The sequence below is a fragment of the Chryseobacterium tongliaonense genome (assembly GCF_041224435.1).
Taxonomy (GTDB): domain Bacteria; phylum Bacteroidota; class Bacteroidia; order Flavobacteriales; family Weeksellaceae; genus Chryseobacterium; species Chryseobacterium tongliaoense.
The window spans coordinates 123,210-144,669 of record NZ_JBGFFD010000001.1 but is presented as its reverse complement, the minus strand read 5'-3'; the positions used below and the strand labels follow the sequence as shown (position 1 = coordinate 144,669).

16 protein-coding genes are annotated in these 21,460 nt (G+C 37.0%); 5 read left to right on the top strand and 11 right to left on the bottom strand.

The features are described from left to right. Window positions 1-14 precede the first annotated feature (14 nt). Window positions 15-1,775, top strand: a complete 1,761-nt coding sequence (locus AB8P06_RS00690; protein ID WP_369836534.1) for a RagB/SusD family nutrient uptake outer membrane protein — start codon at window positions 15-17, stop codon at window positions 1,773-1,775. 428 nt (window positions 1,776-2,203) lie between these two features. Here the strand turns inward: AB8P06_RS00690 and msrA are convergent, their stop codons facing one another. From msrA to AB8P06_RS00640, 10 genes are all read right to left on the bottom strand, one after another. Further along, window positions 2,204-2,851, bottom strand: coding sequence for a peptide-methionine (S)-S-oxide reductase MsrA (gene msrA, locus AB8P06_RS00685; RefSeq protein WP_369836531.1), 648 nt, complete (start codon window positions 2,849-2,851; stop codon window positions 2,204-2,206). A gap of 351 nt (window positions 2,852-3,202) precedes the next feature. Further along, on the bottom strand, window positions 3,203-4,171 hold the full coding sequence (locus AB8P06_RS00680; RefSeq protein ID WP_369836528.1) for an ROK family protein: 969 nt from the start codon (window positions 4,169-4,171) through the stop codon (window positions 3,203-3,205). An 83-nt stretch (window positions 4,172-4,254) separates the two neighbouring features. Next, the gene (locus AB8P06_RS00675; RefSeq protein WP_369836526.1) at window positions 4,255-5,469 is read right to left on the bottom strand and encodes a PepSY-associated TM helix domain-containing protein; all 1,215 of its coding nucleotides are present in this window, start codon (window positions 5,467-5,469) and stop codon (window positions 4,255-4,257) included. Window positions 5,470-5,518: 49 nt separating this feature from the next. After that, window positions 5,519-7,636, bottom strand: coding sequence for a TonB-dependent receptor (locus AB8P06_RS00670; RefSeq protein ID WP_369836524.1), 2,118 nt, complete (start codon window positions 7,634-7,636; stop codon window positions 5,519-5,521). Next, window positions 7,636-8,799 carry a PepSY-associated TM helix domain-containing protein gene (locus AB8P06_RS00665; protein ID WP_369836521.1) on the bottom strand — a complete coding sequence of 388 codons (1,164 nt, stop codon included), beginning with the start codon at window positions 8,797-8,799 and terminating at the stop codon, window positions 7,636-7,638. Before AB8P06_RS00665 ends, AB8P06_RS00670 begins: the two co-directional genes overlap by 1 nt. 76 nt (window positions 8,800-8,875) lie before the next feature. Beyond that, window positions 8,876-11,032: a TonB-dependent siderophore receptor gene (locus AB8P06_RS00660; protein ID WP_369836518.1), complete on the bottom strand. Its 2,157-nt coding sequence runs from the start codon at window positions 11,030-11,032 to the stop codon at window positions 8,876-8,878. 39 nt (window positions 11,033-11,071) lie between these two features. Next, window positions 11,072-11,215 carry a hypothetical protein gene (locus AB8P06_RS00655; RefSeq protein ID WP_369836515.1) on the bottom strand — a complete coding sequence of 48 codons (144 nt, stop codon included), beginning with the start codon at window positions 11,213-11,215 and terminating at the stop codon, window positions 11,072-11,074. Between the two features lie 152 nt (window positions 11,216-11,367). Further along, window positions 11,368-14,439, bottom strand: a complete 3,072-nt coding sequence (secA, locus tag AB8P06_RS00650) for a preprotein translocase subunit SecA (RefSeq protein ID WP_369836513.1) — start codon at window positions 14,437-14,439, stop codon at window positions 11,368-11,370. A gap of 124 nt (window positions 14,440-14,563) precedes the next feature. After that, window positions 14,564-14,785, bottom strand: a complete 222-nt coding sequence (locus AB8P06_RS00645; RefSeq protein ID WP_007845303.1) for a DUF2795 domain-containing protein — start codon at window positions 14,783-14,785, stop codon at window positions 14,564-14,566. A gap of 139 nt (window positions 14,786-14,924) precedes the next feature. Beyond that, on the bottom strand, window positions 14,925-15,947 hold the full coding sequence (locus tag AB8P06_RS00640) for a GDP-mannose 4,6-dehydratase (RefSeq protein WP_369836511.1): 1,023 nt from the start codon (window positions 15,945-15,947) through the stop codon (window positions 14,925-14,927). Between the two features lie 88 nt (window positions 15,948-16,035). Here AB8P06_RS00640 and AB8P06_RS00635 point away from each other — a divergent pair, with 88 nt between their 5' ends. Continuing rightward, window positions 16,036-16,833: a DUF2797 domain-containing protein gene (locus tag AB8P06_RS00635; RefSeq protein ID WP_369836508.1), complete on the top strand. Its 798-nt coding sequence runs from the start codon at window positions 16,036-16,038 to the stop codon at window positions 16,831-16,833. Window positions 16,834-16,870: 37 nt separating this feature from the next. Further along, entirely contained in the window at window positions 16,871-19,534 is a 2,664-nt protein-coding gene (locus tag AB8P06_RS00630) for a hypothetical protein (protein ID WP_369836506.1), read from the top strand. A gap of 25 nt (window positions 19,535-19,559) precedes the next feature. Here AB8P06_RS00630 and AB8P06_RS00625 read toward each other — a convergent pair whose 3' ends face one another. After that, window positions 19,560-19,910: a hypothetical protein gene (locus AB8P06_RS00625; RefSeq protein WP_369836503.1), complete on the bottom strand. Its 351-nt coding sequence runs from the start codon at window positions 19,908-19,910 to the stop codon at window positions 19,560-19,562. Between the two features lie 175 nt (window positions 19,911-20,085). Between AB8P06_RS00625 and AB8P06_RS00620 the strand changes: the two genes are divergently transcribed. Both AB8P06_RS00620 and AB8P06_RS00615 read left to right on the top strand, forming a co-directional pair. Beyond that, the gene (locus tag AB8P06_RS00620) at window positions 20,086-20,280 is read left to right on the top strand and encodes a hypothetical protein (protein ID WP_369836501.1); all 195 of its coding nucleotides are present in this window, start codon (window positions 20,086-20,088) and stop codon (window positions 20,278-20,280) included. A 121-nt stretch (window positions 20,281-20,401) separates the two neighbouring features. Further along, a complete protein-coding gene (locus tag AB8P06_RS00615; protein WP_369836498.1) occupies window positions 20,402-21,448 on the top strand; it encodes a PA0069 family radical SAM protein in 1,047 nt (348 codons plus the stop codon). Window positions 21,449-21,460 lie beyond the last annotated feature (12 nt).

Here is a 21,460-nt window from a genome sequence, read left to right as displayed (position 1 = left end):
AGTTAAAAGAAATCATGAAATCTAATTTTTTTAGTATTAATAAAATCGTTTTATCCGTTTTTGCATTGTCTTTAATTGCATGTACAAATCTGGATGAAAAAGTGATCGATGAGGTTTTGGGAGCTGAAAATGCAGATCCTGAAAGTGCCCTGGCTGCAGCATACGGACAGCTTGGTGACGGAACTTTTGTAGACCATGGAAGTGTTTTTGCATTACAGGAATATTCTACTGACGAAGCTTTGTTGCCAACCAGAGGAAGTGACTGGGGCGACGGTGGAAAATGGAGAGCCATGCACGAATTTACCTGGGATGCCAACAATGATGTTATAAAAACAACCTGGAACCAGCTGAACTTCGGGATTACAAAATCTTTAACGGCAATTGGAAGTATCAATAAGAGCAACGGAAACAATAAAGCTTTATTTTTAGCTGAAGCAAAAGGATTACTGGCATTTTATACCTACACAACGATCGATTTGTTTGGGCAGGCTCCATACAGGGACCCGGATAATGTAAATGCACCGCTTGAGATCAGAAAAGCAGAAACTACCATTGATGCTTTAATTACAGAAGTGGAAGGACTTATTCCGAATTTGGCTGATATTAAAACCCAGAACACACACGCCGGAAGATTTACAAAACAGGCAGCGTACGCTTTATTGGCAGATATGTATCTGAACAGAGCCGTTCTAAAAAATAAGACAGCAAGTACTTTCAACTTTACAGAACAAGCTATAAATGGAGGCGGAACGGATATGGATAAAGTAATTCAGTACTCTAATTTATTGATTAATAATCCTCTTTTCAGCTTAGAGTCAAACTATTTCCACAATTTTGATATTAATAATGATACGAGTAAGGAAATGATATTTACGATTGTTCAGAAGAAGAACTCGAACAGAAATGCTGACAATGACATGGCCTATATGTCAATGGAAAGAATCCAGAAACCTTCACCTGATAACAGGGGAACAAACGCATCTTGTATCACTCCGGAATTCTATTATTCATGGAACGGGAATTTTGATGACCCTCGTTTTCACAGATATTATCAGTATGACGATGGAACCTGGTTTAAAAACGACGGAACAGACGTAAGTGTACCATCAACAAGCAAAGTGGAAGGAACAGGAAAGCCTTGGTTCCATTTCAACAGAGGGTTGCAGGTTGGTCAGCAATATGGTCCTAAAATTCTTTCCAACGGAAATTTTGATCTGACTTCGGATGGAAGAATTAAAGTTTATAAATTGTTCACCGAAAAAACACCCACACTTGCAGCAGATTTCACACCTGAATTAAATTTTGATAATCCTTCAGAAGCCGTATTTACACAGGCTCAGATCAACAGAGGAGTAAGAAACTTTAAGTTTGAATTCGATCCTGGCTACGGAAACAACGGAACCAGCGGAATGGATCTTCCTTTATACAGATTGGGAACAATCTACATGATGAGAGCGGAAGCTTATTTCAGAGGTGGAAATGTAGCAGCAGCTTTGGCGGATGTTAATAAACTGAGAACAAGCAGAACCCGTGAAGCTTTATTTAACAATGCACCGGGTGTTGCGATCGCTTCTTTGGATGCAAATACTTTGTATAAAGAATCCGGGTACGAACTGTATTGGGAAATGTACAGAAGAAAAGCGATGATCAGATTCAACAAATTTGATCTTCCGGGAACGGCAAAACCTGCATCTCAGTCTTACAGAAGAATTTTCCCGATTCCTCAGGCAACGCTTGATGCATCAAAAGAATTCACACAAAATCCGGGATACTAATTTCTCCTCATATAAAACGATTATTTTTGCAAACAAAAGCGAAGAGATTTTTCTCTTCGCTTTTGCTGTTTTAATAAGATTTTATTCGTGCAATTTGTCATTCTGTAGGAATCTAAATTGTGACTGATCATAAAAATTGTTACACAATGAGTCTGGATTTCTACGAATAACAAACTTTGTGGTTAATATTAATAATTAAAGTTTTAGCTAAAACCTAAATTTAACATTAAGAGTATTGAAGGTTTTAAGCTGAGTTAAGAAATATCTTGCGATATTTTAAGCAGGGTTTTATGATTCAATTATCGGTAAAAATCTGCACAATCAATGTGGGAAAATATACATTTATTCAATATAAACGGGCTTTAGCCCGTTTATTATAATTTATAAAATCAAATCTGGCTTTAGCCGAAACTTAAAAGAGTTCAATTTTATTCCTCATTCAACATTCCCAATTCGCCGAAATGCTTTTTGAATTTCTGGATTTTTGGACCTACGACAGCACTGCAATAAGGTTGTGTCGGATTTTCATTATAATATCCCTGGTGATATTGTTCTGCCGGCCAGAATTTATCGAATTTCGTTAATTCCGTTACATAAGTTCCTGTCCATCTTCCTGATTCCTGAGACACTTTTATTGCTTCTTCAGCTTTTGCCTTTTCTGCATCATCTTTATAATAAATTACCGAACGATACTGCGTTCCGATGTCATTTCCCTGTCTGTTTAATTGAGTAGGATCATGAAGAAAGAAGAAGACATCCATCAGCTGCTCATAGGAAATTATTTTAGGGTCATAAGTGATCTGTACCACTTCTGCGTGTCCCGTCTCACCGGTACATACCTCTTCATAGGTGGGATTGTCCTTATGCCCTCCGGAATATCCCGAAACTGCAGATTCTACCCCTTTCAGCATATTGAAACAGCTCTCCACACACCAAAAACATCCACCTCCGAAAGTGATCTGTTCTAAATTATTTTTGTCCATTTTAGGTTGATTATTTTGTTTAATGGTTTTCCGCTCCTGGCCATTGCAGGAAATAAGGAAAAAACTAATCAAAAGTAAGAAAAACTTTTTCATTTTATCACGGAATTATCTCCTTTCAATAACAAAAAAACACACCAGTTTTCTAATCATAATTTCACGAATAATTTTCATAAATAACACAATAATGTAAGCATAATCATCTGTGAAAATCTGTGTCATCTGTGGTTAATTCTTTAAACGCAGAGTTTAACTTTAGATTATACATTGTTCTGGAAAGTAAAACTGAATCAATAAGTTGATTTTATGAGCGAATATGAATGTTTCAATGAAAATATTTTCTAATAAAAAGAAATTCAGATAATAAACTTCCGCAAGCTAAGACCCTCGAAACCATAAAAAAAGCACCCGGAAAAAGGATGCTTCTATATTGTAAAAGGATTTTAATTATTTTTCCCAGACCAAAGCACTTGCACCCAAAATAGCTGCATCAGCTTCGTCTAGCTCACTGAAAACCAGTTTCACTTTATTTCTGAAGATCGGAAGAAGGTTTCTTTCCATATGAAGCTTAGCGGGTTTTAAGATAAAATCCCCGGCTTTGATTACTCCTCCAAAAAGAAGAATGGCTTCCGGTGAAGAAAACATCACAAAATTAGCTAATGCTTCCCCCAGCTTCTGGCCTGTATATCTGAAAACTTCAATAGCAATCGGATCTCCTTTTAAAGCACATTCATGTACTGTTTTAGAATTGATTTCTTCCTCAGGATACCGATTAAGCATAGATTCTGCAAATTCAGCTCTCATTTTCTTGGCAGTAATCGCAATTCCGGTTGCTGAGGCATAAGCTTCAAGGCTTCCTTCAGATCCTGTGCTCCAGTGTTTTCTTCCGCCCGGTTTTACGATTGTGTGTCCCAGTTCTCCTGCAAAACCGTCATGTCCGTAGATCAGTTTTCCGCTTGCTACAATTCCGCTTCCTACACCTGTTCCCAAAGTGATCATGATGAAGTCTTTCATTCCGCGGGCAGCTCCGAAAAGCATTTCCCCGAAAGCAGCAGCATTGGCATCATTGGTTACCGTACAGGGCATTCCGAACTTAGCAGTCATCATTTCACCAAAAGGAACTACTCCCTTCCACGGTAAATTGGGAGCCTGCTCTATTGTTCCCTTATAATAGTTTCCGTTAGGAGCGCCTACCCCGATTCCGTCAAAGTTTTTTTCTTTCCCGAATCTTTCGATCAAAGGATGAACTTTCTCATATAAGGCATCGATAAAATCTTCAACTTTCTCATACTCATCAGTTCTTAAGTTTCCTTTTTCAAGAACTTCACCGCGGTGGTTTACCACTCCGAATTTTGTATTGGTTCCTCCAATATCAATTCCAAGGGCAACGTGTTTTGATAAATCTATTAATGACATTTCTTCTTAAATTCTAAAGGGTTAAAATTATAAAAAAGATTGTATTAATGGATTATTAACGAAAAATTTATTGAAAAAAATATTTAAGCGGTTTTCACCGTTTTCTTTTTTCTTCTTCCCCACCAGATCATAAGGCCGGTAACTGGTAATGAGGCACATATGAGGCTCACAATAAAGGCAATGATCTTTGTAGGAAGTCCCAAAATTGCCCCGACATGAATGTCATAATTGGCCCCGACAACTTTTTCTCCGAAATTTTTGTCTTTAGGATCGTGAGTATGAAGCAGTTCACCTGAGTTTTCATCAAAAATAAGACTACTGCTTTTATGATAAGAATAAGATAAATGTTTTACATACACTTCGAAGTTCGGGTGCTCATGATCATCCATATGTTCATGGCCGAGATCGATCGCGAAACCATAGGCATCAGGATACTTTGCTTTAACTGTATTGCTGATTTTATCCAGGGTTCCTTCTGTTCTTAATTCGATGGGAGCTTTTGTCTTGATATGGGAAAAGTCAGGGTATTGGGTTTCTCCACCGGAAAAGATCACATAAATAGCCGCCTGAACGACAAGGAATGCATAAAATAATCCGGTAATGGAAAATATAAGAGCGAAAATAGAAGCATAAAAGCCTAAGACATTATGAAGATCATAGTTTTTTCGTTTCCAGCTTTTAATATTTTTCCATTTGAATGAGAAGCGCTGTTTTCTTGCTGCTTTATTTTTAGGCCACCACAGAACGATCCCTGTGATCAGCATGATGACAAATATAATCACAGGAATTCCGACTACATAAGTTCCCCAATCCTGCTTTAAAAGAAAACTCCAGTGGATCATTTTTACGATCTGGAAAAAGCCGTTTTTTTCATCATAAGTTCTCAGGACTTTTCCGGTGTAAGGATTTACATAAGCGACTTTGTATACGGGAAATTCATCAAAATAATTCCAGCCTTTAGGATCGTGCTCATACCAGTAAAACTGATAGGATAATTTTTTGTCAACAGGAATATTCACCCAGTGTACGGGATATTTTTCTTTTACCTGCTCTACAACAGACTTTTCCAGTACACGGATCGGAAGAATCTGTTTCTGATCAATATTCTGTTCATTATGATAGATGACATCTTTTCGGGTAATGTTTTCGATTTCGTCTTTAAAAACATATAAGGCACCGGTAATGGAAATAATAAAAATTAAAAACCCTATACCAAGGCCAAACCACAGATGCAGTTTTGCTGACCATTTTTTAAAAAATCCCGGTTTGTTTCTCTTATGATGATGTTTTTTCTTCATACCGTAAAAAGTTCTGCAAAGATAAGGGTTTACTTTTTATTTAGATTAATTAAAATTTATATTCAATCATGAAGGTTCCTCTCATTCCTAATGAATTGACAAATTCACTGTCTCTTGCAGACCACCAGGCAATAGCAGGCTGATACATTTTATTGAAAAGGTTCTCGATTCCTAAAGAAACTTTCCAGTTGTCATTCACTTCATAGCTTGATTTTAAATTGAAAACGGTGTATTCTGGAACTTTTCCTTCTCCGTAAACATATAATCCTGTTTTTGCATTAGGTTCGAATCTGTCCTGCCCAAACGCATGAAGCATATCAAGGCCTATTGATAATGCCTGAACAGGTCTCACTTGAACGTATGCAAGAACTTTTGGAGCAGAAATTCTGCTGTTATTGATTTTTGCGGAATAATCTCCGTCGTCTTTTATAGAAGTGATTCCTTCCATCCAGCTATAGCTTCCCCCGAAATTGATCCAGTTTTTAGGAGTAAAGTGTAAAAATCCTTCCACACCATACACTACTTCCGGAGATCTTTGAATCGTTAAGGCACGGTCTGCACTTTGAATGAATGACGCGCCCAGTTTTGAAGTGCTTACATAAGAAGTGATCTCATAATTGATCCACTTTGAAATCTGTCCTGTTGCCCCGAATTCATAGTTGTTGACGATGATGGGTTTTGTTTCAAGGTTTGCTATGGTTCCCTGTGTTGAGGTTCTCAGGATTCTTCCCAATTCGTTAATGGAGTATGACTGGGAGAAACTTCCGAATAAATTCAGGGAGTTGTCGATATTATAACGCACTCCGATGTTTCCTACCAAAGCATTATATTTCAGGTCTCCGCCTGTTACAAAAATACTTTCAGTGAATGTTCCGTCACTTTTGATCGATGAAAGTGTGTTGAAATCTCCCACTTTCACTTTTATGTTTTCATAGCGAAGTCCTCCTTTGATCGTTATCTTTTTTAATAAATCGATTTTAATTAAAGCGAAAGGCGCAATATTGGTCATATCCATATCCGGTGTCCAGTAGCGGCCGTCTTCCAGCTTCTGTACGGTCTGGTCATTCAGGATATCTACTCCGTAGATGATTTCCGCCTGAGAATCTTTAGCATTCCATAGTTGGGTATCCAGGTTGATTCGGGCTCCTTTTTTCTTTGAAATAACATTGGACTGGCCACCGTTCAGGAACGTATCACTGTATCCGTAAACTGTCCTGAAATCCTGATAATAAAGGTTTACATTCAACGCTGTTCCCTGGAAAAGGTTTTTATTGTCATAGCTAAGTTTGAAGTTATGGTTTCTGGGTGTTCCCTGTGGAGTGGTTTCCCGGTTTTTTCCTCTTCCTTCTCCAATAGTCGGAGAGACGCCGTATTTTCCTGTTTTTAAGCCTAAATCAAGATCGGATCTTGAAGCATATCCGATATATGAAGCTTCCACTCTCTGATTATCATTAAGGTTATAGCCCAGTTTCAGCATCCCATTGTAGTTGTCCATTTTTGCCGGGCTGTAGGTTGGACTTAAACTAACTCCGTCTGCATCTTTCATGTAGCCTGTTCTTTCATAGGCAAATGAGGCTACATAATCGAATTTATCAGTAATTCTCCCTGAAAGAAGCTGACTGGCCCTGAAGCCTAATGTTCCGCCATAAGGCTGTCCGGTAATACCTACCTGAGAAATCCCGGAAATTTTTTTATCTGACTTGTTTCTTCTTGTGATATAATTGATGATCCCTCCGTCTGCGCCATTTCCATAGATAGATGAAGCTCCTTTGATTACCTCGATCCTTTCAATTACGGATGGGTCGATTGATCTTAAATCCCTCGCTCCGTTTCTGAGTGGAGTAGATTGTGGGACCCCATCGATAAGCACTAAAACCTGACGGCCTCTGAGGGTTTGTCCTGAATTGGAAGTCTGTCCGGAGCTTGTTCCCAAACTCGGAACGGTATACTGCAGAATGCTTGTAATATCAGAATTAACGGTCAGCTGGGTCTGCACCTGTTTTTCTCCGACAATGGTAACAGAGCTTGGAATTTCTTTGATATTTTCCTTTTTTCGGGAAGCCGTAAGCACAACTTCTTCTACATTCCTGGTTTGTAAAGTGTCTTTAACCTGAGCAAAAGCGGTAACTGTTCCCAGACAAGCAACTGATAAAAAAGCCTTTTTCATTATATTTTCTTTCCTTGTTTCTTTCGTTTTCCCCACCATACCATAAATCCGGTAACGGGTAGTGAGGTACAGACTAATCCGGCAATAAACCAGATGATTTTGCCGACGATACCGAAATAAGATCCTGTGTGGATATCATAATTGGCATTGGCATATTTCTCGGCAGTGTTTAATTTCTGATGAGGTTTGTTGGATAATATTTTTCCTGAGTATTTGTCAAAAACCAGAAGATTTCTTTCGCTGAACCTTCCTTCTTTCTGATATACGGTAATGGGAATATTTTTTAACTCTTTCCCTTTTTTGTTTTTTCCGTTCAGAGGAATCCTGAAGCTTGAAGATGCAGAATAGAGCTTCCTTGTTTCCTGTAAAGTGAGATCAAAAACCTGAGTATTTTTGGCTGCAAGTGAATCGGGAGATTTGATTTCCTTTTCTTTGGGAAGATCTACGGATCCTGATAACACGAAAGTAAAAACATTCTTCACATAAGGATAGGTGAAGTAAATTCCGGTTACACTTAATAATAATGCAATAAATGAGACGTAAAATCCTAAGATGCTATGAAGGTCATAATTTTTACGTTTCCAGGTTTTTATATTTTTCCAGTTGAACCAGAAGCGCCCTTTTCCGGCTTTTTTATTCTTCGGCCACCAGAGAACAATCCCGGTTATCAGCATGATGATAAATAAGATCACCGGAATCCCGACTACATACGCACCCCATTCGGATTTGAGCAGGAGGCTCCAGTGAATTGATTTTAAAATAGGGAAGAGGTCATACTTCTCATTATAAATTCCCAGAATCTCACCGGTATATGGGTTGATGTAAACCTGCTTATTGATCAAAACCTCATTAAAGTAATTCCAGCCTTTTTTATTCTTCTCGTAATATAAAAAACGGTACGATTTATTTTTATCCAGGGGAATCTCCACCGAACTCACCGGAAATTTTTCATTCATTTCCAGGGTTACTTTTTCGCGGAGTAAAACAATGGATAACGGTTGTTCTTTTACAGTTTCCTTTTTTACATAGATGGCATCTTTCCGGATTGTATTCTGTATTTCATCTTTAAACACATATAAAGTTCCGGTTAATGAAATGATGAATACAATAAGGCCAACGGACAAGCCAAACCACAAATGCAGTTTGGCAGACCATTTTTTCATAAAAGAGGGTTTCTTCTTATGATGATGTTTTTTCCTCATATCAAAAAGTTAACCCGAAGGCTAACTTTTGTTTATTTTAAAATTTATATCCGATTGATAGTCTGAAGTTTCTTGGAGCTTCGGCCTGATAGTAGTATCCTCCTCTTTGGGTACCATCTGCCATTGTGTAGTTAATGCTGCTTCCGCTATATAAGTATTTGTCGAAAAGATTAAATACATTCACACCAACTCTGAATTTGGTATTTTCCCAAGATAAGCCTGCATCAAATTTCAGATAGTCATTCATTTGTAAAGGTGCATTGGTACTTCCCCAATTCCATGTACTTCTCCCACCCAGGAATGTTCCTCCGAAGCTTAAACCGAAACCTTCCAGGTCACCTTCAGTGAAAGTGTAATTTAGCCATCCGTTCATCGTGTGCTTAGCATATCCTGGAACTTTGTCTCCTTTATTGCTTAAAGGAGTTGTTTCAGTGAATTTGTTTTCAGTAAATGCATAGTTAAAAATTGCATTGAATCCTCTGGTGATTTCACCTTTAAGGTCAAATTCCACACCCTGAACTCTTGTCTTCCCAAGAAAGATAGAGAACATTCCTGTCGGATCCGTTGGATCACCACCAATTGCGTTATTTTTATTGATATTATATAGAGATAAAGTCGTATTCCATTTACCTGCAAACCAGTCTCTTTTAAATCCTATTTCCGTGCTGTTACCGGTGATTGGCTTTGCTGTGGTTCCGTCTCTGAAAAGGCCTGATTGAGGAGAAAATGCCTGATCATATAATGCATAGGCGGAGGTGTTTTCGTCAATAGAATAGCTTAAACCAATACGCGGAGTAATTCTGTTTGCCTCTGTTTTTGTTCCGTAGCTGTTTTCTTTAACGTTGGTATAACGTGCAGCGACTGTTAATCTTAATGCATCATTTAAAAATCCTACTTCATCCTGTAAATAAACTCCGGTATATTCTTGTTCAATAGTACCATATGGAGTGGCCCTTTCTAAAAGAGATTTTCCCTGATCATCAAAATGAGGATATCCATTGCTTGGTGAACTATAAGTTGTGGAATTAAGGTCAAATGGATTTTGTACAGTATCTAAAGCACCACTTTTTGACCAATCCGCTAAATATTTTTTTGAACCTAAATCCAACCCAGCTAAAATCTTATGAGATACAGGTCCGGTTTTGATATAACCGTTTAAGAAAGCCTGTCCGAACTTCATTACGTTACTTGCTTCCCAGAAATTAAGCGTCCTGATAAATTGAGTATCTGAAATGAATTGACCCGGCCAGATATCGCTACCCATTGTGTATTCATTCACATAAGTTAGCTGAGTCGTTAATTTCCAATTATCATTAAATTTATGCTGTAAATTTACATTTACCGTATTGTTAGTTACTTTTGTAGGATCAATTCCCGGATCTGTAACAGTATATTCAACAGGCTTAGTTCCGTAACCTTCAAAGCTGAAAACATAAGCTGAACCTACTTCAGACATCTTTGCTCTCTGATAAATGTATTCTGCTGTTAAAGTGGTCTTATCAGTAAGATTTACTTTTAATGATGGATTAATGATATATCTGTCATTGAATTCGTAATCTCTGAAGCTTTGCTTGTTCTGAGCCATTAAATTCAGCCTGAAAGCTACTTTATCAGTAATTTTCGTATCAATATCTGTTTCACCTCGATACATATTGAAGCTTCCTAAAGTTACTCTTGCGCTTCCGTTTAAAGAAGCTCCGGTTGGCTTTTTAGTAACAATATTATAAATTCCACTAGGTTCTCCATTTGACATCAGGAATCCTGATGGCCCTTTAATGAATTCAATGTGATCTACAAAGCTCATATCCTCACTTAAAGGCCCCCAGTTTGAAGTAACGTTTACTCCGTTCATGAAAGCTGCCGCTCTGGATCCTCTCATGTTTACTCTCGTATACATATCTCCCCAGTGTTCCAATCTTTGTGCTCCGGCAACGTTTCTCAAAACACCATCACTTAAAGTTGTCACCTGCTGATCTTCCAGGGCTCTGTTGGTAATAATAGAAATGTTTTGAGGAATTTTAATAAGCGCTTCATCTAAACGTATAGAAGAAGAACCTTCTTTCTCTACATATTTTTTGTAGTATTTTCCATTTACAATTACTTCTTCAATATCATTCGATTTGATCGTATCTTTTTCCTGAGCCAGCGTCATCATTGAAGCCAGTAAAGCAACTCCTAGTGTTAATTTCTTCATTGTTTATTATTGTAAAAGACAGATAAGTCCGTTAAATTTTTAGAATTTGTAAGTAAGGTTTGATTTCTTGATATAAGTATTGATAATGACCTCATCAATGTTCTTTATACCAGTAGAATATTTTTGCTGGGCAAAAACGGAGACAGAACTCAATAATGAGGCACAGATCAGTACATTTTTCATGAATAAGTCATATTTTCTGCAAATATATTGTTTTTAATTGTTCTAAATAAATAATAAAATTGATATTTGTCATAAAATTATTAAGTGATGAATAACAAAACCCCGCTTCAGCACTGTCTGAAGCGGGGTTCTTTAATATTTGTAATTATTTCTTAAGCCGGGATTTCTCCTTTGTATAAGAAAGAAATTATTTCTTTGTTCATTTTATCTACCATTTCACTGAATAAGTGGAAAGATTCCTGTTTGTAGATAACAAGCGGATCTTTCTGCTCATAAACGGCACCCTGTGAAGATCTTCTCAAATCGTCCATTTCACGAAGGTGAAGTTTCCAGTTTTCATCGATAATGGATAATGTGATGTTCTTTTCAAAATCATTGATTAAGCTTTCGCAATGAGTTTCATAAGATTCTTTAAGGTCGGTAACAATGGTCATTGTTTTGTGCCCGTCGGTGAACGGAACCTGGATCATCTTAAACATTGAACCCTGATTCTGGTATACATTCTCAATAATAGGGAATGATTTTTCTTTCAACAGGTTAAGCTTCATCTGATAATCTTCCTGAGCTGCTTTGAAAAGGATATTCGTCAGTTCGGGAATTTGCTTGTTTTTGAAATCATTTTCAGAAACAGGAGATTCCATAGTGAAATTCTTAATAACATCGAATTCAAAATCCTTATAGTTTCCGTTAGCCTTACCTTTGGTAACAATAGAGTTGGAAACATCAAAAATCATGTTGGTGATGTCATATTTCAGGTGATCTCCGAAAAGAGCGTTCTTTCTTCTCTTGTAGATTACATCACGCTGCTTATTCATTACATCATCATACTCAAGAAGTCTCTTTCTGATTCCGAAGTTATTTTCCTCTACTTTTTTCTGTGCTCTTTCGATTGACTTGCTGATCATAGAGTGCTGAATAACTTCACCTTCTTTATGACCCATTCTGTCCATCATCTTAGCGATTCTTTCGGAACCGAACAAACGCATCAGGTTATCTTCAAGAGATACATAGAACTGTGAACTTCCCGGGTCTCCCTGACGTCCGGCTCTACCTCTAAGCTGTCTGTCAACACGTCTTGAATCATGTCTTTCTGTACCGATAATAGCTAAACCTCCGGCTTCTTTCACCTCTTTTGAAAGTTTAATATCCGTACCACGACCTGCCATATTGGTTGCAATTGTTACAACTCCCGGCTGTCCTGCTCCGGCAACAATTTCAGCCTCCTTCTTGTGAAGTTTCGCGTTCAGTACCTGGTGCTGGATTTTTCTTAATTGAAGCGCTTTTGAAAGCAACTGAGAAATCTCAACGGAAGTAGTACCTACAAGTACCGGTCTTCCTGCTGCTGTTAATTTTTCAACTTCTTCAATTACTGCATTATATTTTTCACGGTTAGTTTTATAAACTAAATCCTGTCTGTCATGTCTTAAAATAGGACGGTTGGTAGGGATTACCACTACATCCAGTTTATAAATTTCCCAAAGCTCGCCTGCTTCAGTTTCTGCAGTACCTGTCATCCCCGCAAGCTTGTTGTACATACGGAAATAATTCTGTAATGTTACTGTTGCAAAAGTCTGGGTTGCAGCTTCGATTTTTACATTTTCTTTAGCTTCGATCGCCTGATGAAGACCATCTGAATAACGGCGACCTTCCATAATACGACCTGTCTGCTCGTCAACGATTTTTACTTCCCCGTCAATAACCACGTATTCATCATCTTTTTCAAATAAAGTATACGCTTTCAATAACTGGCTCATCGTGTGAACACGTTCGGATTTTTCTGCGAAATCAGAGAAAAGTTTTTCTTTAGCTTCGAATTCTTCTTCTTTAGTTAAATTTTTAGCTTCAACTTCAGCAATTTCAGTCCCGATATCCGGAAGAACGAAGAAGTTTGGGTCGGAATTTCCCTGAGACATGTATTCAACTCCTTTGTCTGTAAGATCAACCTGATTGTTTTTCTCTTCGATTACAAAATAAAGATCTTTATCTACAATCGGCATGTCACGGTTGTTATCCTGCATGTACTGAGCTTCTGTTTTTTGAAGAAGTGCTCTGTTTCCGCTTTCTGATAAAAACTTGATTAATTGTCTGTTTTTTGGAAGACCTCTGTAAGCCTGAAGTAATTTGAAACCTCCTTCTTTATTGTTTCCGGCAGCAATTAATTTTTTAGCTTCATTGAAAATAGTAGAAACTGTTTTTTTCTGAATTTCAACGATTCTGTCGATAGAAGGCTTAAGAACATCAAATTCCTGTCTGTCTCCCTGCGGAACCGGACCTGAAATGATCAAAGGTGTTCTTGCATCATCTACCAATACAGAGTCAACCTCATCCACGATCGCAAAGTTTAATTCCCTTTGTACCAGTTCTGATGGTGAAGTTACCATGTTGTCTCTCAGATAATCGAATCCGAATTCGTTGTTGGTTCCATATGTAATATCCGAGTTGTATGCTTTTCTTCTTCCGTCTGAGTTCGGCTGGTGATTATCGATACAATCGATGCTCATCCCGTGGAACTGGTAAAGAGGCCCCATCCACGCAGAGTCCCTTTTAGCCAGATAGTCATTCACGGTTACAACGTGAACTCCTCTTCCGGGAAGTGAATTTAAGTAAATAGGTAATGTTCCTACCAGGGTTTTACCTTCACCGGTCGCCATTTCGGCAATTTTACCGCTGTGAAGAATAACCCCTCCGATAAACTGAACATCATAGTGGACCATATCCCAAACTACAGGAGTTCCGGCTGCGTCCCAAGAGTTTTTCCAAACGGCTGTGTCTCCCTGAATTTCAACGAAATCTTTAGTTGCTGCAAGCTCTCTGTCCCAGTCTGTCGCTTTAACACGGATTTCTCCGTTTTGTGCCCATCTTCTTGCAGTTTCTTTGATCAATGCAAAAGCTTCGGGAAGCACCTGGCCAAGAACCTTTTCTTCAATTTCGTATGATTCTTTTTTCAGAGATTCAATTTTTGAAAAAAGAGTTTCTTTTTCATCAACGTTGGTTGAATTTTTTATCTGCTCTCTTATCTGTTCTATTTGGGCTGTTATCTTGCTGGTTGCAGATTTTATGCTCTGCTTAAACTCAGCAGTCTTTTCTCTTAAACCATCATCAGACAATTGCTGAATATCAGGTTCAACAGCTTTGATTTTTGTTACAACTTTTTTTACTTCTTTCAGGTCCTGCGCTTTTTTGTCTCCCAAAAACCCCTTAAGAACTTTGTTTAAAAAACTCATAAATTTTTACTTTATGCCTAAAGCGATATACTTTAAGCGTTTTAATAATACGCCTATTGCGCAAAAATGATATTTAAAAAGGCAAATAAGCTTTAAGCTTACGGCCTAAAGCTCATCGCTTTGTTTAATATTCGTCCTCGTTCCAAAGGTAATCCTCATCCGTAGGATAGTCACTCCATATTTCATCGATGGCATCATAAACTTCTCCTTCATCCTCGATTGCCTGAAGATTTTCCACTACTTCCATAGGTGCACCAGTTCTGATTGCATAATCAATAAGCTCTGATTTTGTCATTGGCCAAGGTGCGTCGCTTAAATATGAAGCTAATTCTAATGTCCAGTACATAATATTCTAATTTTTTGCAAAAGTATAAAAATAGGTTATATTATAAACTTTTTTATACCTGATTTTCAATTCTTTTTATTAAATTTTGTTCATAGCCCGTTATATCCTGCCTTACAGCGAGGAAACAACGGACTTGATGTCATTTTCTCAAAAACCATTCCACAAATTTTTTTATGCCATTTTGGAAGTCTGTGTCTGGTTTGTAACCGATTAAAGTCTTTGCCTTACTGATGTCAGCATTTGTTTTTTGTACATCTCCCGGCTGCATTGGCAGTACTTTTTTATGAGCAGTTTTACCTAATGTTTTCTCTATAACAGAGAGCATTTCAGACAGATTAATCACTTCATTTTCGCCAAGGTTGATGATTTCGTATACACTGGAATTGTTTTCCAGATAGCTGACAGACTTGATGATGCCGTCTATGATATCATCTATATAAGTATAATCTCTTGCTGTATTTCCATCACCGTAGAATGGGATTTCTTCGCCTTCTGAAATCAGTCTGATAAATTTATGTATGGCTAAATCAGGTCTTTGCCGTGGTCCATATACCGTAAAAAACCTTAGCTGTATCATATCAATATTATATAGCTGATGATATACATGGCCTATAATTTCACCGCATTTTTTAGTAGCGGCATAAGGAGAAATTGGGTTGTCAACATTGTCTGTTTCGGTAAACGGGATTTTTTCATTATTTCCGTAAACGCTTGAAGAGGAGGCGCAAATAAACTTATTAATATGGTATTCTTTACAAAGCTCCCACAGATTCATTGTCCCACGAACATTTACTTCTTCGTATTCCAATGGTCTTTCAATAGAAGGTCGCACTCCGGCAAGAGCAGCCAGATGGATAACCATATCAATTTTGTGATTTTTAAATATAGTTTCAAGGCCTTTCTTATCCCTGATATCCTGATAATAAAGAGTGTAATTATTTGATTTTGAAATTGAAATTAGAGTTTCAATGTCTTTTTCCTTATCCGAGAAATCAAAATCCGAAAAATCTCCAATAGATTCTAAAGTATTTTCAATTTTTGTCTTATAGCTGTAGAAATTATCAAAATTGTCAACGTTTATGACAGAATGTCCATTTTTCAATAATTGTTCTGCTAAATGAGAACCAATAAATCCGCTTCCTCCTGTTACTAGATATGTCATCCGTGTTTTTTATTAGCACAAAAATATAAAATTTACGTTTTGAAAATATAATTATTAAATTTACTTAAAAAAGTAATACAAAATTAATATGCAGTTTCAAGGGCAAATTTTAAAGATGACGAGTTATGATGATCAACCCATACAATATTATCTGAATCTTTCCGGAGATTTGATTCATATGAATGAATTGTTTGGAAAAGAACTTACGATAAAACATACAGGATTCCAATGTGTAAACTGTGGTGAAAACAAACCGATTTACAGAATGGGTTTTTGCAAAAGCTGTTTTTTTGAAAGTCCGTATGCCAGCGATACCATTATTCGTCCTGAACTTTCTACTGCACATCTTGGTGTAGCAGAACGCGATCTTGAAATAGAAAAAGAAATTCAGCTTCAGCCGCATACCGTATATCTGGCTTACACCGGAGATGTAAAAGTGGGCGTTACAAGAAATACACAGATTCCTACGAGATGGATTGACCAGGGAGCCACTTTTGCCCTGCCGATAGCCAGAACGGAAAACCGCTATGAAGCAGGAATGATAGAAGTTGCGCTGAAAGATCATCTGCCGGATAAAACAAACTGGAAAAAAATGCTTCAGGATGATTTTGAAGGTGAAATGGATTTAGCTGATTTCCAGCAGAAAATAAAAGAGTATTTTCCGGAAGATTTCCAGAAGTTCTATAGTGAAGGAGAAGATCTGTGGAAATTTGACTATCCTTTCGAAAAACCCGAGAAAGTAAGCTCTTTCACACTGGATAAAAAGCCTGAGTTTATGGGGAGGTTAACAGGGATTAAAGGACAGTATCTTGGTTTTGAAGGTGGTCATTTTATCAATATAAGAGGGCATGAAGGTTATGTCGTTGAATTAAATATAAAAAATTAAGCTTATATTTAAAATGTAATCTACACTAAACACAACTATGAAAAAGAAATGGGTTAAAAAGCTGCTGATAGGTTTTGGAATTTTGCTGGTACTCTTTTTACTGGCCAACTTCGGATTAAATATCTGGCTTAAAACCCAACTTCCCAACTATATTAAAAATAATACAGATTATAAAGTCTCTTATAAAACCCTGGACGTAGATCTGGGTTCGGGAAATATTATTTCCACCGGAATTACCGTCAATAGTAAAAACCCGCAGAATATCGATGTTATCGGACTTCAAGGGACGATAGATACATTAAACATCAGCCGGTTCGGGATTTATGATGCCATATTTAATAAGCAGATCAGCTCATCGGATTTGTTATTATCAAGCCCCAATTTAAATGTAATTCTTGCAAAGCCTGTTGATCGTAAAACCGGGAAAAAAAGAAATCCTGTATTGTTTGAAAATATCAGGATCAATAATGGGAGTATCAATATCTTCAGGCATACAAAACAAAAATTCTTATCTGTACAACAGTTAAATTTATTTGTTGAAAACCTTCAGATGACAGAAGAATCGGTAGAAAATAAACTGCCGGTTGTTTTTGACCGATACGATATTAAAGGGAACAATTTTTTCTTTCGGCCGGATACTGTCTATGCTATAAAAATCAACAAAATAAGCACGTCAAACGGACAAATGTCGGTTGAGAATTTTCAGTTGATCCCATTGCTGAATTTTGCCCAGTTTAAAAGGTTCTACCCTAAAAAATCAAAACTGTTTAAGTTTGATATTCAAAAAATGGATTTTAAGGATGTGGTATTGAAAAAAAATAAGGTATCTCTTGCCAATGCAGATTTTTATAATCCCAGTCTTTTAGTATATACAACGGGGGCAATTGTAAAAAAATCAGATCGGCCAATAAATTATGAAGTTGATCTGGATGATATTAAATTGAACAACGCAACAGTTGAAATAATGAAGCCCGATGGTCGTCATCTTCTTTCTGCAAAAAAACTTAATTTAGATATCAGTCAGTTTGAATTTAATAAAGAGACTTCTGAAGAAATTATTCCTGTAAAATATAAAGATTTTAAGTTTTCTGGACGGGATATTCTTTTTTCTAATCACCAGAATTATAAGGCTGAAAGCATTGCCTTAAACCCTAAGAGCGGAGAGATCAGAAATATTTCAGTGACTCCGGGTAGTGCCGTCTCAGGAAAAACGTCAATGGATTTGTCTGCCAACCACATTGCTTTCAATATCAATAAATGGGAAATAATTGATAAGAAACTCAACCTTGATGTGAAAGATGTGTTGGTAAATAATGTAAACGGAACCATTAAAGCGGGAGAAAATAAACCGGATAAAAAAGCAGGCATTAACGGAATTCAGTTTCCTCTTATAATCAGAAAAGTGATTTTGAAAAACTCAAACATCACTTATGACAAAGGAAGTCAGCCATTGGCTTTTAATGATCTCAATGCAACAATCAATGATATAGAGTTAAGCTCAAAACCCAACAACTCGGGAATTGCTGTAAAAGTAAAAGATTATTCTCTGACTACCAGGAATTTTGCTTACAAAACACATTTCTACCATATGAGTGTTGGACTTTTAAAACTGAATAAAAATAAAATCCAGGTTAATAACTTTGTGATGAAACCTCTCGTTTCGAGAGCCCAGTTTATCAGAATGATACCCGTGGAAAGGGATTTATATGACCTGAAAGCCAATCAGATCATTGCGGATGGAAACTGGGATTTATTTTCAAACAATAAGTTTATCAATGCTTCCCATGTGGTTATTCAGTCTGCGGATGCTAATATTTTCAGAAGTAAAATTCCGAAAGATGATCCTAAAATAAAGCCTTTGTATTCAAGATTATTACGTTCCATAAAGATTCCGATGTATATCAGTAATCTTGATTTGAAGAATTCGGTCCTGGTGTACGAAGAGGATACTCCTGAAAGTGTAGGCCCTGGAAAATTAACATTCAGCAATTTTAATATGAATGTTAAAAACCTGAACTCTGCAAAAACAAAAGGAAAGCCTACCAGGGTTGATATCAAAATCGACTGCTCATTTATGAATCTGGCACCATTATCCGTAAACTGGAACTTCGATGTAGCCAACCAGAATGATGTTTTCGGAATTTCGGGAAGAGCAGTAAACCTTCCTGCCCAGGGAATTAATCCTTTTATCCGGCCCTATCTTCATGTAACAGCTACGGGAACTATCCAGGAAATGCTTTTTGATTTTAAAGGGAATCCTGCCGGCTTGCATGGGACATTCAATCTGAAGCATAAAGGGTTGAAAGTGGCTATTTTAGATAAAAATAATAAAGAGAAAAAAGGATTTCTCACGGCTGTTGCCAACCTTGTGGTAAAATCGGACTCCGGAAAGCTGCCGGAAAGCGTTACTGTTGAAAATGTGGAAAGAGATCCTACAAAATCTTTCTTTAATTTATTCTGGAGAGGAATCGAAGATGGTTTGAAGAAAACTTTAATAGGGATCAATATTGATAAAACCAAGAAAACGGTGCAAAAAACGGTTTCTGCAGTCAAAGAGGTGAAGCAGTCTGTTAAAGAATTAAAAAAGGAAATAAAAGGTCCGGATACTAAAAAAGAAGAACCTCAACCCGAGGAAGTGAAAAAAGAAAAAGGTTTTCTGAAAAACGTATTTAAGAAAAAAGATAAACCCGAAGAAAAGTAACTCCGGGTTTTATATATATCAATGTTTAAAAATTAAACTCATCGCTTTCCTGAATCGGGATATCCCTTAAAAATGCATCAAACTCTTCACCGGGATAATTGCTGTCTGCTCCGTAAGAATCTATGATCATGCCCAGATTTCCGGCTGAATCTTTTAAAACATACAATACTGCGTTGTCATCGGGATTGCTGTCACCCTCAAAACGGTACGTTTTTAATATGGTTAAGTCAGTTGGCTGGTAGTTTTTGTCAGAATTTTCGAATTTCATCTCACAGTTTTCATTCATTCTGAATTCTCTTTGTATACCTCTCTCCGACAGTGTTTTCATGACCTGGCTTAAAGTTGTCATTCTGTCAATGTTATCCGGGTTTTCCATAATGATATTTTTTCTAAAGTTAGTACAATAATTAAACCATTCATTTTAAAATCAGGGATTTTTGATGGATTATATTTTCTTTAAAAAAGAAGCTGAATGTTAACAAAAATTATAATTGGTAATTGAGAAAGAGGTATACTTTTTGCAATAGACCAATTAATAAATCGGACAAAATATGAAAAAAGAAGTTGGAGTTTTGCTGGCAGGAGGAATTGGTCTGTTAGCAGTACTAGGTTTTATAGGCATTAAAAAAATATTACACAAAAAAGATAAAAAATACAGTGATTATTATTCAGATTATCACAGACACTTTGATGGGAAAAACCACGACGATGAATATCACGGAGTGGAATTTTATGCGATGAAGTAGTAAAAAAATATATTAATTATGTTGAAAATCCAATGCTTTATAAGTGTTGGATTTTTTTGTGGAAAACTTTAGTGTTAAAACTCATTATTTTACAAAAATTCCATTCTAATTTTACACCATAATGCAGAACGAAAATACCATAAAAGGTCAGGGAGCTCAGCGAAATGTAATCAACCGTTTCGATAAGTATACCTTTGAGCCTGAAGATGAAGATTTCGAAACTGTGAAAACTTCCTTTACTGAAGTTTTTCCCAAAACAATTGTAAACCAGGTAAAAAGTGAGGATTTACCGATGGAATATTCGATGAATCCTTATCAGGGTTGTGAGCACGGATGTTCCTATTGCTTTGCAAGGCCTACCCATGAATATTGGGGATATAGCGCAGGGATCGATTTTGAAAGAAAGATCATGGTCAAGAAAAATGCTCCTGAATTATTAGAAAAATTTTTTCAGAAAAGAGGGTATAAGGCTGCACCCATTTTACTTTCCGGAAACACAGATTGCTATCAGCCGGCAGAAAGGCAATTTGAAATTACAAGGAAAATGCTTCAGGTTTGTCTTGATTACAGACATCCTGTCAATATTCTGACAAAAAATGCATTGGTTTTAAGAGATATGGATTTGCTGAAGCCACTGGCAGAACAAAACCTGGTTTCAGTTTCTTTGAGTATTCCCACGATTAATGAAGAACTGCGGAGAAAAATGGAACCGAGAACCAGCTCAGCAAAAAATAAGCTGAAAGCGGTTGAAATTTTATCAGAAAATAAAATTCCGGTTAATGTAATGGTAGCCCCAATAATTCCGGGCTTGAATAGTGACGAGCCGTTAAGTATTTTAAAAGCAATTTCCGATGCAGGTGCCCAGAGTTTCGGATATACGCTTGTGAGGTTGAATGACACGGTAGAGCCTGTTTTTGTACAATGGATAGAATCCAGTTTTCCGGACCGGGCCCAGAAAGTTTTAAATCTGATCCGTTCGATGCGGGGCGGAAAGCTTGGTGAAAAAAGATATTTCAACCGGCAGAAGGGAGAAGGGAATATTGCTGAAATGATTCACAATACATTTAAAATAGGGCGGAAAAAGTTTTTTGAAGGGAAACAGTTTCCGAAGCTTTCAACGTCTGGTTTTACCGGAGCTAAAGATCAGCAGTTAAGATTGTTTGATTGATTTGACCATAAA